General features: G+C 62.5%; 13 protein-coding genes. 6 read left to right on the forward strand and 7 right to left on the reverse strand.

All coding sequences use genetic code 11. The features are described 5' to 3' along the window. Positions 1-23: 23 nt before the first annotated feature. Entirely contained in the window at positions 24-1,697 is a 1,674-nt protein-coding gene (locus AC07VI_RS24325; protein WP_492992140.1) for an outer membrane protein assembly factor BamB family protein, read from the forward strand. Between the two features lie 21 nt (positions 1,698-1,718). Here the strand turns inward: AC07VI_RS24325 and AC07VI_RS24330 are convergent, their stop codons facing one another. Further along, the gene (locus AC07VI_RS24330; RefSeq protein ID WP_086147866.1) at positions 1,719-2,030 is read right to left on the reverse strand and encodes a hypothetical protein; all 312 of its coding nucleotides are present in this window, start codon (positions 2,028-2,030) and stop codon (positions 1,719-1,721) included. Between the two features lie 103 nt (positions 2,031-2,133). Here AC07VI_RS24330 and AC07VI_RS24335 point away from each other — a divergent pair, with 103 nt between their 5' ends. Together AC07VI_RS24335 and AC07VI_RS24340 are read left to right on the forward strand one after the other, a co-directional pair. Then, positions 2,134-2,403: a MoaD/ThiS family protein gene (locus tag AC07VI_RS24335; RefSeq protein WP_099420356.1), complete on the forward strand. Its 270-nt coding sequence runs from the start codon at positions 2,134-2,136 to the stop codon at positions 2,401-2,403. Positions 2,404-2,407: 4 nt separating this feature from the next. Then, positions 2,408-3,514: an exo-alpha-sialidase gene (locus tag AC07VI_RS24340; protein ID WP_492992141.1), complete on the forward strand. Its 1,107-nt coding sequence runs from the start codon at positions 2,408-2,410 to the stop codon at positions 3,512-3,514. Here the strand turns inward: AC07VI_RS24340 and AC07VI_RS24345 are convergent. After that, positions 3,487-4,110, reverse strand: a complete 624-nt coding sequence (locus AC07VI_RS24345; RefSeq protein WP_492992142.1) for a TetR/AcrR family transcriptional regulator — start codon at positions 4,108-4,110, stop codon at positions 3,487-3,489. The two genes, AC07VI_RS24340 and AC07VI_RS24345, sit on opposite strands and share 28 nt — an antisense overlap. A gap of 151 nt (positions 4,111-4,261) precedes the next feature. Between AC07VI_RS24345 and AC07VI_RS24350 the strand changes: the two genes are divergently transcribed. Beyond that, on the forward strand, positions 4,262-5,305 hold the full coding sequence (locus AC07VI_RS24350) for an MBL fold metallo-hydrolase (RefSeq protein ID WP_492992144.1): 1,044 nt from the start codon (positions 4,262-4,264) through the stop codon (positions 5,303-5,305). Position 5,306: 1 nt separating this feature from the next. On the opposite strand, the gene AC07VI_RS24355 is transcribed toward AC07VI_RS24350, so the two are convergent. Next, complete coding sequence (locus AC07VI_RS24355; RefSeq protein ID WP_139842616.1) at positions 5,307-5,639, reverse strand: hypothetical protein; 333 nt, start codon at positions 5,637-5,639, stop codon at positions 5,307-5,309. Between the two features lie 435 nt (positions 5,640-6,074). On the opposite strand from AC07VI_RS24355, the gene AC07VI_RS24360 reads away from it, so the two are divergent. Further along, on the forward strand, positions 6,075-7,085 hold the full coding sequence (locus AC07VI_RS24360; protein WP_492992146.1) for a substrate-binding domain-containing protein: 1,011 nt from the start codon (positions 6,075-6,077) through the stop codon (positions 7,083-7,085). 7 nt (positions 7,086-7,092) lie between these two features. On the opposite strand, the gene AC07VI_RS24365 is transcribed toward AC07VI_RS24360, so the two are convergent. The 4 genes from AC07VI_RS24365 to AC07VI_RS24380 all read right to left on the reverse strand — a co-directional run bounded on the left by AC07VI_RS24365 (position 7,093) and on the right by AC07VI_RS24380 (position 14,704). Next, positions 7,093-8,493 carry an ATP-binding protein gene (locus AC07VI_RS24365; RefSeq protein ID WP_492992148.1) on the reverse strand — a complete coding sequence of 467 codons (1,401 nt, stop codon included), beginning with the start codon at positions 8,491-8,493 and terminating at the stop codon, positions 7,093-7,095. A 203-nt stretch (positions 8,494-8,696) separates the two neighbouring features. Beyond that, on the reverse strand, positions 8,697-12,293 hold the full coding sequence (locus AC07VI_RS24370) for an indolepyruvate ferredoxin oxidoreductase family protein (protein ID WP_492992150.1): 3,597 nt from the start codon (positions 12,291-12,293) through the stop codon (positions 8,697-8,699). Between the two features lie 242 nt (positions 12,294-12,535). After that, positions 12,536-13,582, reverse strand: a complete 1,047-nt coding sequence (locus AC07VI_RS24375; protein WP_492992152.1) for a hypothetical protein — start codon at positions 13,580-13,582, stop codon at positions 12,536-12,538. Between the two features lie 186 nt (positions 13,583-13,768). Next, a complete protein-coding gene (locus tag AC07VI_RS24380) occupies positions 13,769-14,704 on the reverse strand; it encodes a LysR substrate-binding domain-containing protein (RefSeq protein ID WP_086147874.1) in 936 nt (311 codons plus the stop codon). Between the two features lie 172 nt (positions 14,705-14,876). Here AC07VI_RS24380 and AC07VI_RS24385 point away from each other — a divergent pair, with 172 nt between their 5' ends. Next, positions 14,877-16,103 (forward strand): HD-GYP domain-containing protein, encoded by a 1,227-nt coding sequence (locus tag AC07VI_RS24385; RefSeq protein WP_086147875.1) that lies wholly within the window; start codon positions 14,877-14,879, stop codon positions 16,101-16,103. Positions 16,104-16,192: the final 89 nt, after the last annotated feature.

A 16,192-nucleotide genomic window follows, 5' to 3' on the forward strand; every position in this document is an offset into this window, starting at 1 on the left:
GAAACCTCAACATGGACCCTTGCATGCGCACATTATTCCCTTCGTTGTGGCAGGCCGCCGCATTGCCGCTGGCCATCATGACTACCTTGTCCGCCTGTGGCGGCGGTTCCGGCAGTTCCGTTGGCGCGCCGCCCGGCTTGCAGGAAAAAACCGGCATGAGCCTGGCGGAGGTGAGCGGCAGCTGCACGGCCCAGCCTGGCGCTACGTGTGACGACATCCACGTGACGGTGCGCCTGGCCGATGGCGTGAGCGATGCGCGTCCCCAGCCGCAGGAAAAACCCGCCAGCGGCACGGCGCTCGTGCTGCAGGCGGCCGAGCGCCAGAAGCAGGCCGATGGCAGCTGGCTGCTGACGTTCAAGACGGTGCCTGGCCTGGCTCCCGGCGAGTACGCGGGCAAGATCGAGCTGTCCTTGCCCGCCACGGCAGGCCTGTACAAGACCGAAAGCATGGGCTACAAGGTCACGGTCGCGCCGCTTGCCGGCAGCATGGGCGCCTTGCAAGCCCTGTCCGGCGTGGGCGACTGGGAAGGCGTGAATGGCAATGCCGCGCATACGGGCCTGGTGCCGGTCACCCTCGACAGCCGCCGCTTCACGCGCCGTTGGACCTGGCTGGGCGCCAGCTCCCCGCGCGCGGTCGCTGGCAGTCCCGTGGTGACGGCCAACGGCCTCGTGTATATCAGCCAGCAGTCCGCCGTGCCGGTGGAAGGCAGCAGCAAATATGTGACCACGTCGACGGTGACGGCGCTTAACGAGAGCGACAGCCAGGCGCGCTGGACGCAATCGGTGACGCCGGACGGCTATCTGGGGGCGCCCGCCGTCTCGGGCGGTAAGCTGGCCATGGCGGGCAGCGACAGCGTCTACGTGTTTGACGCGCTCGCTGGCGGCGTGCCGGCCAGTGTGCGCCCGCCGAATACGAATGGCATGTTGCTGGGGGTGTCCCTGTCGACGGCGCCCACCTTCTTTGGCGGCAATGTCTACGTGGGCGGCAATAACGACGTGCAGGTCATCGGTGCGGCGACGCAGACGCTGTGGTCGGCCAGCCTCGGTTTGCCCAAGCTGGGCAATGTCGATGAGTGGGCGCCGGCCGTCAGCGCGGACACGGTGTACAGCCATGCGGCAGGGACATTGACGGCCTTGAATATCGCCGATGGCGCGACGCGCTTCAGCGTGGCGGTGCCAGGGCAGGTGCTGGGCGGCTTCAATAAGAACAGCTTGCGCCAGGCACCCGTGCTCGCCGATGCAGGCAGCGTCCTGGTGCTCAATCAGCGCCCGGTGGCCGGCGAGGCGGCTGATAACAGCCTGAGCCTGGTCGATGTGGGCAGCCGCGCCGTGCGCTGGGCAGTCAAGGGGCAGTTCAGCACGCAGCCGGTGGTGGCGCGCGGTATCGTGTACGTGGGCAATCAGGCCAGCAAGGCGCTGGAAGCGCGCCAGCTCGGCGATGGCGCGCTCTTGTGGAGCTGGCCGCTCGACGTGGTCCGCGACCCGTACTTTGGCGGCGACGTGATCGTCACCGATAACCTGCTGTTCGTTGGCGGCAGCAACACGACTTATGCGATCGACCTGGCCAGCCGCAAGACCGTCTGGACCTACCGCATGGGCGGCAACCTGGCGCTGTCGCGCCATGGCGTGCTGTATATCCGTCAGAGTACGAATTTGCCTGACAGCAGGATGGTGTTGACCGCCATCAACCTGCAGTAGCGGGCCGCCGCCGTGCAGCGCTCAGGGTCGGCCCGGGTTCTTGAGCCGCTGCAGCAGCGCCTCCACGCTGTCGCTGACGGGCAAGCCGTGGCGGCGCAGCAGCTGCACGTGCAAGACGAGGTTTTCCAGCACCAGCTTGGCCGCCACGGCCAGCAGGGCCAGGTTGCGGTCTTCCGGCGTAAAACTTTCCATGGCGTCGGCCATCTCGCACAGGTGGTTGGCGATCAGGCCGCGCAATTCCTGCTCGTTGAAGGGCAGGTCGGCAAAGTCGATGGGATCGGCCACTTCCACTTCCTGCATCAGCACCGCTAGTTCTTCCGGGGTAATCGTCATGCCTGGCCTCCTTGTGTGCTTGGCCCTATTTTAGGGCATGCGCCATTGTATCGTCGGCAAAGCGGACTAGAATGAGGGCTGGCCGATGACGTCGAAGGGCAGCATGGCGCACTTGCATTTTACCCAACAACTGGCGCGTTTTCTCGATGTGCCCACGCTGGACGTGGCCGCGCCCCGCCTGCGCGCCGCCCTGGATGGCGCCTTTGCGCAGCAGCCGCGCCTGCGCGGCTACGTGCTCGACGAGCAGGGCGCCTTGCGTCCCAACGTGGTGATCTTCATCGACGGCGCGCGCTGCCGCGAGCGCCGCGACCTTGACGACGTCTTGCGGCCCGACAGCCAGGTGTATATCTTGCAGGCACTTTCAGGAGGTTGACGCCATGACAGCAGTTCCGCAGCGCGCGTATCTCGGCACCCGCAAGGGGCTGTTCCGGTTCGATGTCGATGCGGCCGGCGCCTGGCAGCTGGCGCTGGTGCAATTCGCCGGCGACCCCGTCTCCATGCTGCTGCACGACAGCCGCGACGGCACGCTGTACGCGGCCCTGTACCTGGGCCACTTCGGCGCCAAGCTGCACCGCCTCGACGCGGGCGCCGGCGCGTGGCAGGAAGTCGCCGTGCCCGCGTATCCCGCCAAGCCCGAGGGCAGCAGCGATACCGTCGACTGGACCTTGCGGCAGATCTGGTCGCTGGCGGCCGGCGGCGCGGACCAGCCCGGCGTGCTGTGGGCGGGCACCCTGCCTGGCGGCCTGTTCCGTTCCAGCGACCGCGGCGACAGCTGGCAGCTGGTGGAAGCGTTGTGGAACGTGCCGCAGCGGGCGCAGTGGTTTGGCGGCGGCTACGACGTGCCCGGCATCCACAGCATCTGCGTCGACCCGCGCGACAGCAATACAGTGCTGGTCGGCGTATCCTGCGGCGGCGTGTGGCAGACGCTGGACGGCGGCGCCAGCTGGGCCCTGAGCGCGACGGGCATGCGGGCCGACTACATGCCGCCCGAACTCGATGAAAACGAAGCCGTGCAAGACCCGCACCGCATCGTGCGCAGCGCCGGCACGCCGGAAGCGCTGTGGTGCCAGCACCATAACGGCATCTGGCGCTCGCAGGACGCGGGCTGGCACTGGCAGGAAGTGACGACGGCGCCGCTGTCGCATTTCGGCTTTGCCGTGGCCGTGCATCCGCGTGACGGCGACACGGCCTGGTTCGTGCCGGCGCAGGCGGACGTGCTGCGCATTCCGCAAGATGGCGCGCTGGCCGTCACGCGCACGCGCGACGGCGGCAAAACCTTTGACGTGCTGCGCGCAGGATTGCCGCAGCAGCATTGCTATGACCTGGTCTACCGCCACGGGCTGGCGCTGGCCGACGATGGGCGCAGTTTATTGATGGCCTCGACGACGGGCGGCGCCTGGTATTCGGGCGACGAGGGCGAGCACTGGCAGACGCTGTCCGCTCACTTGCCGCCCGTCTATGCCGTCTGTTTTGCCACGCCGTAATAGCACAGGAAGATATCGACGGCCAGTTCCGTCACTTCGCGCCGGCGTGCCGGGCCCAGCAGAGGCTCACCGAGGGTGATCTGCGGCCAGAAGGCAAAGGTCTTCAGTGGAGCCATCAGCAGATGCCCCACTTCCAGCGTCTCGCCCGCCTTGATGCGCCCGTCCTGCTGCGCCGCGCGGATCCAGATATTCAGGCCTGTTTCCTTTTCATTCAGGCGCGCCACCATCGCTTGCGCGCGCGCGGGCGAGTGGATGGTTTCGCCGAAGATCACGCGCGCCAGGTCGATGAACGCCGGGTCGCACAGCAAGACCATCTTCTGCTCGACCAGGGCCAGCACCTGCGGGCGCAGGGGCTGGTCGGCCACATAGGGCACGGCGGGCTGGGCCACGCTGCTTTCCCACATGCGCTGCAGGATTTCCGCGAACAACTCGTCCTTGCTGGGGAAATGGTTGTACACGGTGCGCTTGGAAACGGAGGCCGTGGCGGCGATCCTGTCCATGCTGGTCGCATCGAAACCGTGCTCGCGGAACTCGGCGATGGCGGCATCGACGATGGCGACGCGCTTGCGGTCGGTGAGGCGTTGCGGTGCGGCCATGGCTGAAAATCTCCTTTGAAAACAATATTTTACACCTCCTGGTTTACTTTGCCAGAAATAGGAACTACACTGTGTAGTGTAATTTAATCCTTGTGTTTCATAGACCGGATCGCATATGCACCGCATCTTATTCTTGGGAGTCCTGATCATCATGAGTTCTTGCACCTTGCGCGCCGCGCCTGCCGCACCGACCGAATCGGCGCAACGCCACGAAGGCAAGTTCCGCAATCCCGTGCAGATGCACAAGCTGGGCACGGCGGCCACGCTCAAGCTGATGTGGACTTTCTTCTTTGACAAGCCTGACAGCACCGTGCCGGCCGCTGCCGTGCCCGTGCAAGCGCTGACCCGGGCGCAGCTGCTGGCCGCACCGGACAACAGCCTGTTTCGCCTCGGCCATTCAACGCTGCTGTTGAAACTGAACAATGAGTTCTTCCTCACCGACCCCGTGTTTTCCGAGCGCGCCTCGCCGGTCCAGTGGGCAGGTCCGAAGCGTTTCCACCAGCCGCCCATCGGCATCGCCGACTTGCCGCCGATCAAGGCCGTCATCCTGTCGCACGACCATTACGACCACCTCGACCATGCGGCCGTGCTGCAGCTGGCGGCCAAGACGGCGCACTTTGTCACGCCGCTGGGCGTGGGCGATACCCTGGTGTCCTGGGGCGTGCCGGCCGCCAAGGTGCGCCAGTTCGACTGGTGGCAGGGCACGACGATAGCCGGCGTGAAGCTGGTGGCGACGCCGTCGCAGCACTTCTCGGGACGGGGCCTGTTTGACGGCAATCAAACCCTGTGGGCGTCGTGGGTCATCGACGCGCCCGACGTGCGCGTGTTTTTCAGCGGCGACTCCGGCTATTTCGATGGATTCCAGCAGATCGGCGACAAGTACGGCCCGTTCGACGTGACCATGATCGAGACGGGCGCGTATGACAAGCTGTGGCCGGACGTGCACATGCAGCCCGAGGAAACCCTGCAGGCGCATCTGGACTTGCGCGGCAAGTGGCTCATGCCCGTGCATAACGGCACGTTCGACCTGGGACTGCACGCCTGGCATGAACCGTTCGACCGCATCACGGGCCTGGCGGCAAAACAGGGCGTGCACCTGGCCACGCCGCGGATGGGCGAGACGGTGGATTTGCGGCAGCCGAAGCCGGGCGAAAAGTGGTGGCTGGCGATGCTGGAAGAGGAAATGCTGCGGTAATTTACGCCGTCACGTCGATCAGGCGCCCCAGGGCCTGGCCATAGCCGTTCAGCTGGGGCGTGCTTTTCGGCGCCGCCTGAGTCAATTGCTGCGGCACGGCCACCTTGATCGCCTGGTCCAGCTGCGGCGCCTTGACGGCGGGCTGGGCGCTGGCCTCGGCTTGCTGGCTGCTGCGCTGGGCTTGGCTCAACTGTTCTTTTTCCCGGCTCAGCAACTGGCGGCTTTGCGCCAGCTGTTCGCTGTCGCGCTGCACCTGGTTCTGGCCTTGCTCGACTCTCCGCTGCGCCGTGGCCAGCGATGCCTGCACATTGTTGACGGAAGTTAGCGAGACCACATTATTCACCTTTGAAAGTATGCCCAGGCATGCGCAGAAGAAGAAAGCGCCAGCCGGGAGGCGCGACATGTCTGCAGGTAATCTTTACCTGAATCAAGAATAGGACAAATTCTCGCACAGTTCCAGTAAATATGTTTTCTTGATAATTTTATCGTGCGCGCCCGGCGTTGCTGCAATCGCAAGATGACGGTGCCCGGGCCGTTGTCATAGTGAGTACCCGCTTCCGTTTGCCTCACCGCGCCGTCTGCCATCGGCCATGCCGCGCTGGGCGGATGGTAAAAGTGGCCACATTTAAAATATTGCTTTTTAAATAGTCAATGCATTGTTGTTTTTATACCATGTTGATGTGCAGTACTGCGCTGCCTGTTTGACGCTCTGGGCTATAATTGACGGTCAGAGTTGGTTTCTTTTGCCGTACAGACAGGTAGTTAATACATGAATCTCAAGAGCCTCGCAATTGCCCTCGGCATGTCGAAAACGACAGTCAGCAGGGCGTTGAACGGCTATCCGGAAGTCAATTCCCGCACCCGTGAAATCGTCCTGGCGGCCGCCAAGAAGGTAGGCTACCGGCCCAACCCGCTGGCGCGCAGCCTGGCCGTCGGCCGCACCAACGTGCTGGGCATGATCTATCCCCTGCTGCCCAGCGACCTGGGCGACAGCGTCTTCCTGTCCGTCGTGAATGGCATGTCGGACGCCGTCGAAGCGTCGAAGATGAGCCTCATCATCGCCCCCGTGTCGCCGCAGAACGAACAGCCCTCGTATGAAACCATGGTGCGCGGACGCCAGGTCGACGGCCTCGTGGTGGGCCGCACCAGGGTGGTCGACGAGCGCATCGCCTACCTGACGAAGGTGGATTTTCCGTTTGTGGCGAACGGCCGCACGCGCATCGATGCGCCCTACGCGTATTTTGACTACGACAACGATACGGGCATCGACCTGGCCCTATCCTTCCTGTTGGCCCATGGCCACCAGCGCATCGCCTTGCTGAGTGCGCCGCTGGATTTGCATTTCGCCTATGAGCGCAAGGAAAGTTTTATCCGTTGCATGGCGCAGGCGGGCTTGCAAGCCGACCCCCGCTATCTGCTCGACAACACTTTTGATCGCCGCAGCGGCTACCAGGCCATGCAGCAATTGCTGGCTTGCTCGCCGCGCCCGACGGCCGTCATCGTCGACAACCACCTGTCCGGCGTGGGCGTGGTGCGCGCCCTGATGGATGCCGGCATCGAGATCGGCAAGGAAATCTCCGTCATCGTCTGGGGCAATGTGGAAGATACCTTGATCGGCATCAACGTCACCACCGTCGACCAGCCCGACCTGCGCCGCGCCGGCGCCAAGATGGTGGAAATGCTGCAATCCTTGCTGGCCGGCACGCCGCCGGAACGGCTGCAGGAAATCTGGCAACCGGTGCTGTTGCCGGGGGCCACCGTGGGGCGCTGCGCGGATTGACATCGGCTCATGCCCAGTATGGGGCGTATTCCGCGAATTTATTGCCGCTGGTGCTGTCCTTGCGCTTGATGCGTCCCGCTGCGACAGCATCGGCGATCAAGTTGGTGATTTGATTGCGCTGGCGCTCGCTGACCTTGAAGCGGGTACGCAAGGTGGTATTGGTCAATGTCTGGCTGGAAAAATACTGCAAAACGGCATGTTGATAGCAAGCTTCCACGCGCTCGACCTGCGCCATGTCGGCGAACTGTCTTGGCGCGTACAAGGTGACTTGGAAACCATTTTCCAGTGGCGTGAAGAGGACGGGCGGCATGCCGAATAACTCGACGGCCGAGACCACTTTTTGGAATCCCGTACCCCTTTCTTCACAGATCCGATATTGGCGAAATTTGGATGCCAGCAATTCATTGCGTGACTCTGGTGTCGTACCGATCAGACGGTCAAGGCGCTTGCTTGGAAGCAGTGTCCCCGGATTGGTGAAGGTGATGCGGTCGTCGTAGATTTCTATAGTAGGGCCAGCGCCTGTGACGTTGAAATCCTGGTGGATCAAGGCATTCGCGATTAATTCGCGTAGCGCAATTTCAGGATAGAGGCTAACTTGCTCACGCAGGGATTGCTGGATCACTTCCGAATGTGGCAGGACGCGCAGTAGATAGCCGATCAAGCCTTCGAAACCCACTGCATAGCCTTTGTTGCCGCGAACTTCATCAATTGTATCGACTTTGTTGGTGCCGCTATAACGGATGACGCGAATACGTTTACGACTGAGGTGCGTGAAGTGCTCCAACTCACGCGCTGCTGAGATACCACCGAAATGCGTAATGTAGTAGCCGCTGCCATCGGGAATGACCATATTTTCCTCCTCCAGCCAGCGCATCAGCTCAAAGCTGTCGTCAGGAAGAGGGCGTTGCAAGAGTTTGGAAATGGTCGCCAGATCGAGATGTTCGATGACTTCATCGGCAGAAAGCAGGGGTGTTGTTCGTAGTTCCTCCCAGCGGGGAGCATGGCTGTTGAGCATGAGTGCACCAACTTCCGATCGAGATGCTTTACGACTTGTGCCACCCGATCTTATCCATGTTTCTTCAATACTCTTGCCCCTGCGATGTGCGGGCTTGTCTGCTTGTTCACGGATATAAACGAATAATAAAGGAACGGTGTCGTATTCGACCACTGCATGGTCGAGGATAAGAGGCGGCTCAACTGCATCGCGGCCCAGATTGGTCAACTGCAAAATGGTTTCTTCAACTTGAGTTTGCTCAACTCCCATCAGCGCAGCTCCGGCGTCTGCGATGCCATAGACCATATAGCCGCCGTGCGGACAATTGGAGAAGGCGATCAGATGTTCGATTAAGCGCTCCTTGTTGCCGGACAACGATAGTTTCCAGTCCAGTTCATTGATCTCATGGGGCACGGGATCCCGACTGGACTTAAGCAGCGCTATTGCCTGGACGACCCAATGTTTTACCATGTGATTGTAAGTGGCTGATTTTTATGGTTATTTTGCGTCTGTCGTTTTTCTGGTGTGATAAAGCGAGTGAAATAAATGGCAGGATCAGGATAGTGAATACAACGCTGCCAGGCAAGCCACCTGGCAGCGTTGTATTCCAGAGTCACCTAGGCCGCGTGCTTGCTCCCATCAGCCAGCTTTGCCAGCAATCTCGCCTTGTCGTGGCGATACGTGGCGACGGCCGCTTCCTTGACGTGGCCGAAGCCGCGGATTTTTTCGGGCAACGACGCCAGTTCCACGCAGGTGGCGATATTGTCCGCCGTCAGGTTGGCCAGCAGGCCTGCCAGCAGTTCGCGGTATTCGACGATCAGCGCGCGCTCCATCTTGCGCTCGGCCGTATAGCCGAAGACGTCGAAGCTGCCGCCCCTTAGCCCCTTGGCTTTCGCCAGCAGCTGGAAGGCGCGCCACATCCAGGAACCGAACTCCGCTTTCACCAGGTGCCCCTTCGCATCTTTCTTGGCAAACAGCGGCGGCGCCAGGTTGAATTTGACGGAGAAGTTGCCTTCGAACTGCTGCTGCAACTGTTCCACGAAACGGCCATCCGTGTACAAACGCGCCACTTCGTACTCGTCCTTGTAGGCCAGCAGCTTGAAGTAGCTCTTGGCGACGGCCGTCGACAGCTTCTGGCCCAGTCCCAGGGTATTCTCGCGGTCGCGCACCTGTTTGACCAGGGTCAAGTAACCATCCGCATACGCGGCGTTTTGATACGCGGTGAGGAATTCCACGCGTTTTTTCACCAGGCTATCGAGGCTTTGCGGCATCTGCACGATGATCGCCTGCGCCGGCGTGGCGATCTGCGTGACTTTGCGCACGTCGACGGCGGCGCGGCGGCCCCACAAAAAGCTTTTCTTGTTCGACTCGATGCCGACGCCGTTGAGTTCGATGGCGCGCAGCAGGGCCGCCTGCGTCAAGGGGATGCGGCCCTTTTGCCAGGCGTAGCCGAGCATGAACAGGTTGGCGGCGATGGAATCGCCCATCAGCGCCGTCGCCAGTTTGGTCGCGTCGATGAAGTCGGCCGCGTCCGCGCCGCCCACGGATTCCTCGATCAGCTGGCGCACTTCCGCCGTTGGATATTGCCAGTCGGCATTTTGCGCGAACGTGCCCGGCGGCTGCTCGTGCAGGTTGACGACGGCCAGGCTGCGGCCCGGACGCATTTTCGACACGGCATCCTGCGCGCCGGCCGTCAGCATGTCGCAGCCCAGGATCAGGTCCGCTTCGCCCGTGGCGATGCGCTGCGCGCGGATGTGCGCCGGAGATTTGGCGATTTTCACGTGCGAGGTGACGGAACCGTTCTTTTGCGACATGCCCGTCATGTCCAGCACGGACGCGCCCTTGCCTTCCAGGTGGGCCGCCATGCCCATCAGCGCGCCCACGGTGATGACGCCCGTGCCGCCGATGCCGTTGATGAGGATGTTGTACGGCGCCTCGCAACCTGGCAGCACCGGTTCCGGCAACGGGCCGAAGTCGTCCGTCTCGCCCGGCTTGCCTGCGCCCGTCTTGGTCTTCTTCAGGCTGCCGCCCTCGACGGTGACGAAGCTGGGGCAGAAACCCTTGGCGCACGAATAATCCTTGTTGCACGAGGATTGGTCGATGGTGCGCTTGCGGCCAAATTCCGTCTCTTTCGGCAGGATGGACACGCAGTTCGACTGCACGCCGCAGTCGCCGCAGCCTTCGCAGACGGCGTCGTTGATGACCATGCGTTTGGCAAGGTCCGGATATTCGCCTTTTTTCCTTCTCCGGCGTTTTTCGGCGGCACAGGTCTGGTCGTAGATCAGCACGGACACGCCTTGTACTTCGCGCAATTCGCGCTGCACGGCGTCCATGTCCTTGCGGTCGTGCAAGGTCACGTGGGCGGGCAGGTTGCTGCGGTCGCTGTAGCGTGATAAATCTTCCGTCACCAGCGCGATGCGGGCGATGCCTTCGGCCGCCACCTGCTGCGCCATCATCGGTACGGTAATCAAGCCGTCCACGGGCTGGCCGCCCGTCATGGCGACGGCGTCGTTGTACAGTATCTTGTAAGTGATATTGACCTTGGCCGCCTGGGCGGCGCGGATGGCCAGGTAGCCGGAGTGGAAATACGTGCCGTCGCCCAGGTTCTGGAACACGTGCGGCAGTTCGGAAAACGCGGCCTGGCCTATCCACGGCGCGCCTTCGCCGCCCATGTGCGTGGTCAGCTTGTTCATTTCCGGGTAGATCGACGTGGCCATCACGTGGCAGCCGATGCCGGCCAGGGCCAGGCTGCCGTCGGGCACCTTGGTCGACGTGTTGTGCGGGCAGCCGGAGCAGTAGAAGGCGGGGCGGAACGGCGTGTTCACGGCTTTCTTTAATACCGCATCCTTGGCGTCGAGGAAACTTAATCTTGCCTTGATCAGGTCGCAGGTGACGGGGTCGGAAATCAGGCGCGCGATGCGGCTGGCGATGACACGCGCCACTTGCGAGACGGAAAAGTCGGCCTTCGAGGTCAGCAGCCATTCACCGCGCGGCGCCACCCATTCGCCCTTTTCGTCGAACTTGCCGATGACACGGGGGCGCACGTCGTCGCGCCAGTTGTAGAGTTGTTCTTTCAACTGGTATTCGACGATTTGCCGCTTCTCTTCTACCACGAGAATTTCATCGAGACCTTGCGCAAACTCACGCACGCTGTCCGGTTCCAGCGGCCACGGCATGGCCACCTTGAACAGGCGCAAGCCCACGTCGGCCGCCATCTGCTCGTCGATGCCCAGCTCTTCCAGCGCTTCGAGCACATCCAGATACGATTTGCCGGACGCAATGATGCCCAGCTTGGCGTTCGGGCTGTTGATGGTGGTGTGGTTGAGCTTGTTTTCGCGCGCGTAGGCCAGGGCCGCATAGATCTTGTAGTCCTGCATCAGCGCTTCCTGGTTGCGCGCCTGCTGGCCCAGCGGGATGCTCGACAGGCGCGCGTTCAGGCCGCCTTCGGGCATGTGGAAGTCCTGCGGAATCTTGACTTCCACGCGGAACGGGTCGGCGTCGATGGAAGCGGACGATTCGACCGTGTCGGCCAGGGCCTTGAAGGCCACCGTGCAGCCGGAAAAGCGCGACATGGCCCAGCCGTGGATGCCCAGGTCCAGGTATTCCTGCACATTGCATGGATACAGGACGGGGATCATCGAGGCCGAGAACAGATGGTCGGACTGGTGCGGCAGGGTCGACGAATATGCGCCGTGGTCGTCGCCGGCCACCAGCAGCACGCCGCCCAGTTTGGACGTTCCCGCATGGTTCATGTGCTTGAAGACATCGCCGCAGCGGTCCACGCCCGGGCCCTTGCCGTACCACATGGCGAACACGCCGTCGTACTTGGCCGGGCCGATCAGGTCGACCTGCTGCGAACCCCAGACGGCCGTGGCGGCCAGGTCTTCGTTGACGCCGGGCACGAACTGCACGTGGTGCGCTTCCAGCTGTTTCTTGGCTTTCCACAGGTTTTCATCGAGGCCGCCCAGGGGCGAGCCGCGGTAGCCGGAAATGAAGCCGGCCGTGTTCAGGCCCGCGGCCTGGTCGCGCAGGCGCTGCATCATGGGCAGGCGCACGAGGGCCTGGATGCCGGACAGGAAGATGGCGCCGGAAGTGGCCGTGTATTTGTCGTCGAGGCTGACGGTGGTCAAACGGGAAGTGTCGGGGGGCGTAGATGGCGCGGCACCGGCGTTTCTAGCGAACGCTGCGGAGCCGTTTTCCGTGGTCACGGACATGGCTGTCTCCAAAAGGGTGTTTCAGATGACGGCTGTACAAGGGGCGCGCCCGGTAAGGCGCGCGCTGTGCAGACGGGATGGCCGCGTGTGGGCGGCACATAACTATTTTAAATTTAAAATAGTTAATGTGGTCAGTGTAGAACGACCGTGGGGAAGGGGCAAATACGCTTTGCCGATGGGGGTATAAGAAAAAATGATGGCCTGCCTCGCGCCGCAAGACAGGCCCTGGCTGCCGTGCCCGCTTAGGGCTGCGTCCAGAAAACCGGACGGGGCCGCTGCGGGTGGGAGGCGGGCGTCGCTTCCGGCAAGAGCAGATTGGTCGATTTCAGGGCCAGTGCCAGGGCTTCTCCGGCATCGATTCTGTCCACATTCGTCTTGTTGAACATCCCCTTGGATAAACGCAGATACACGGGCGCGCCGCCGGCCTGGATCTCCACGCCATACGGTTCTGCCGTGAACGAGATGTCGTACTTCCCGGGGACTAATTGCAAGGCAACGTAGCTTCTGTAGACGGCATTGTAAAAGGTGAGATTGGCCTTTTTCGGCAAGTGCTGCCCCTTCAGACTGTAATAGCGCCCCACGTACGCGTCGCTGCTGTGCTTGCTGCTGTTGCTGTAGTCGTTGAAGATGACCAGGTTGGCTTTGGTGTTCAGGGCCGTGCCAGGAGCGGCGATGGCGGGGTCCGCTTCCAGCGCCGTGCTGCGCAGCACGCCGGCGGCGTCGGCGAGCTGCGCCCAGTTTTCCCCCAGCACGGGAGTGAGCGCCCTGGAGATCGCCTGCGCGCCCATGGCCGGGCCGGTCTTTTCATCATAGTGGTCGGAGAAGATGGAATTGGGGATGTTCTGGATCGAGTGCCAGATCAACTTGTTGTCGAGGCGGTCGACGACGGCGATTTCGCTGCTCATGGTGAAGGAAAACACACAGGCGATGAAGCTGCAGCTCGACGTCGACGAGACGTTCTCGATATGCCAGTCGACGAGGGCGGCATAGCGGCGTCCCGTCGGGCTCGCTGGCAATGCCTGCGCGGTAGCCAGGGCGGAAGGCTGCTTCACGCTCGACAGCGTGGGGATGAACGCCAGCTTTTGCGTGGGATCGGCGGCCGCTTCCATCAGTGCGCGGCAAGTCCAGCTGTGCAGCATGGAAGTATTGTCTGCCGCCAAGACTTTGCCAAACAGGTTCTTGGTGGTGGCCGGCGTGCATTCTTCCGGCGACATGAAGACGACGACGTCGATATCCTCATTCTTGATGGGCTGCGTGACCTCGCGCAGCAGCAATTCGAAGGCGGGCATGGATTTTTCTGGCACGCCAGCCATGGCGCCATGCCATGCGCCAAGGGCGCCCGTGCAGACAAACAGGCAAGACAAGAGAGGGCGAAGGTATGGCATAAGGCATTATTGTGAAATAGATAATGCAGTATGATATTTCTTTATGGAAATAATTGATAGTATTTTTAGCATGGCGATGTGCGGACGATACTATGCGGCCAGCACGTGCGCCCCCACCCAGCGCCCGCTGCCGCACAGCTCGGCGGCCACCTGCAGCACGAGGTGCTTTACGGCGTTGCCCGCGTTCGTCAGCGGTATATTTTTTGACGCGCACAGGGCCACCGTGCGCGACAGCACGGGACTGTGGATGGCGTAGCTGCGCATGGCGCCGCTGTCGAGTTCGGCCAGCAGGGGCGCGGCCGGCAGGATGGTGGCGCCCATGCCGGCCAGGATGGCCGATTTCAGGATGGCGATCGAGTTGATCTCGATCACATTGGCCGCCTCCAGTCCCAGTTCGCGGGCGCGGCTGTCGATGCGCGGGCGCACGCCATGCTGCAGGCCCGGCAGGATCAGGGTGGCGGCCAGCGCCTGTTTCAGCGACAGGGCGCGGCCGTCGGGCGCGAACGGCGAATCGCTGCGGCAGATAAAACGCATCTCTTCTTCCACCAGGGGGCTGCAGGCAAACGGCGTGAGCTGGCCGTCGTCGAACAGCACGGCCAGGTTGATGCGCCCCGATTTCAGCTGTTCGTTCAGGTTGCCCGTGATTTCTTCCGTCAGCTGCAGCGTGATTTCGGGGTAGCGTTCGCGCGCGGCCAGCAGCAGGGGCAGGGCCAGCGCGCCGGAGATGCTGTGTGGCAAGCCCAGGGTGACATTGCCGGACGGCCGCGCGGCGCTTTGCGTGACGGCCGAGCGGGCGTCGGCCACCTGCTTGAGGATGGCCTGCGCATGTTCGTAAAACACCTTGCCCGCGTCCGTGCTGAGTACGCCCTGGGCCGAGCGGTGCAGCAGCTGCACGCCCAGTTCCTCTTCCAGCTGGCGCAGCTGCTGCGTCAGGGCCGGCTGCGCCACGTGCAGGATCAGGGCCGCGCGCGACAGCGAGCCGTGGTCGACGATGGCAACAAAGTAGCGTAATTGGCGCAGTTCCATGGGTCACGAAGCGGTGCGTGCCTTGCTGCGCGGCATGAGTGCCGGCAACAGTGCGGTGTAAGGAAAAACGGCATGTTGCGCTGCAGTGCCGAACGCGGCCCGCAGAATAACAATTTTGTTATACTCATTCTAGCGCCTTCGGTGCTCCAGCCGTTTATCGTGGGATGAAAGCATGCTTAAGAAAGTTGATTCCGCGCAATTAAAAGTGGGCATGTACATCCATGACCTCAGCTGCGACTGGATGACGCATCCATTCGTGCGCAACCGTTTCCTGTTGCGCAGCGACGATGAAATCCGCAAGATCGTGCAGGCCGGCATCCACGACGTGGTGATCGACAGCGGCAAGGGCCTCGACGTGCAGGATGCGCCCACGGTGGCGCAGGCGCGCGCCGAAACGGAGCGTGAACTGGTGCAGATCGCCACGGCGCCGCAGGTGGTCACGCGCGTGTCGCTGGGCATGGAACTGGCGCGCGCCACGCAGCTGCGGCGGCAGGCCTCAAGCCTGGTGCGCACGGTGATGGCCGATGTGCGCCTGGGCAAGGCCGTCGAGCTCGACCGCGTGCAGCACACGGTGCAGGATATCACCGAATCGATCCTGCGCAATCCCGGCGCCCTCGTCGGCTTGTTGCGCATCAAGACCAAGGATGACTATACCTTCCTGCATTCCGTCAGCGTGTGCGCGCTGCTGGTGGCGTTTTGCCGCTCACGCGGACTCGACGCCACGGCCACGCACCAGGCGGGCCTGGGCGGCTTGCTGCACGACACGGGCAAGGCGCTGGTGCCCGACAGCGTGCTGAACAAGCCGGGTCCCTTGACGCCCGAGGAATTTGCCCTGATCAAGCGCCATCCGCGCGACGGCTACGACATCCTGTGCCGCTCGCCCGAGCTGGGCGCCATTCCGCTCGACATCGCCCTGCACCACCACGAGCGGCGCGACGGCAGCGGCTACCCGGACCAGCTGGCCGGCGACGCCATCAGCGAACTGGCGCAGATGGCCGCCATCGTCGACGTGTACGACGCGCTGACGTCGGACCGCAGCTATCACAAGGGCATCGCCGCCGCCGAAGCCCTGCGCAAGATTTATGAGTGGAGCAAATTCCATTTCAACCCCGTGTTTGCGCAGGACTTCATGCGCTGCGTGGGGATCTATCCGGTGGGCACCATGGTGATGCTGGAATCGGGCCGCCTGGCCGTCGTCATCGAAGCGCACGAAAGCAATCTGCTGGCGCCGAAAGTCAACGTATTCTTCAGTACGAAAAGCAAGACCTACATCAAGCCCGAGACGGTCGACCTGTCGCGCGGCTTCGGCTTCGGCGGCGCCGACAAGATCGTCGGCCATGAGTCGGCCGCCAGGTGGCAGGTCGATCCCATGCGCTTTTTATCGCTGGCGGATGCATGAACGGTGTGGGCTTGTCCAGTCCTAAAATAGGTTGACAGTATTTATTGCTGCACAAACGCCCGATGCACCGCATCGGGCGTTTTGTACTT

Source organism: Janthinobacterium sp. GW821-FHT03A03, assembly GCF_059421435.1.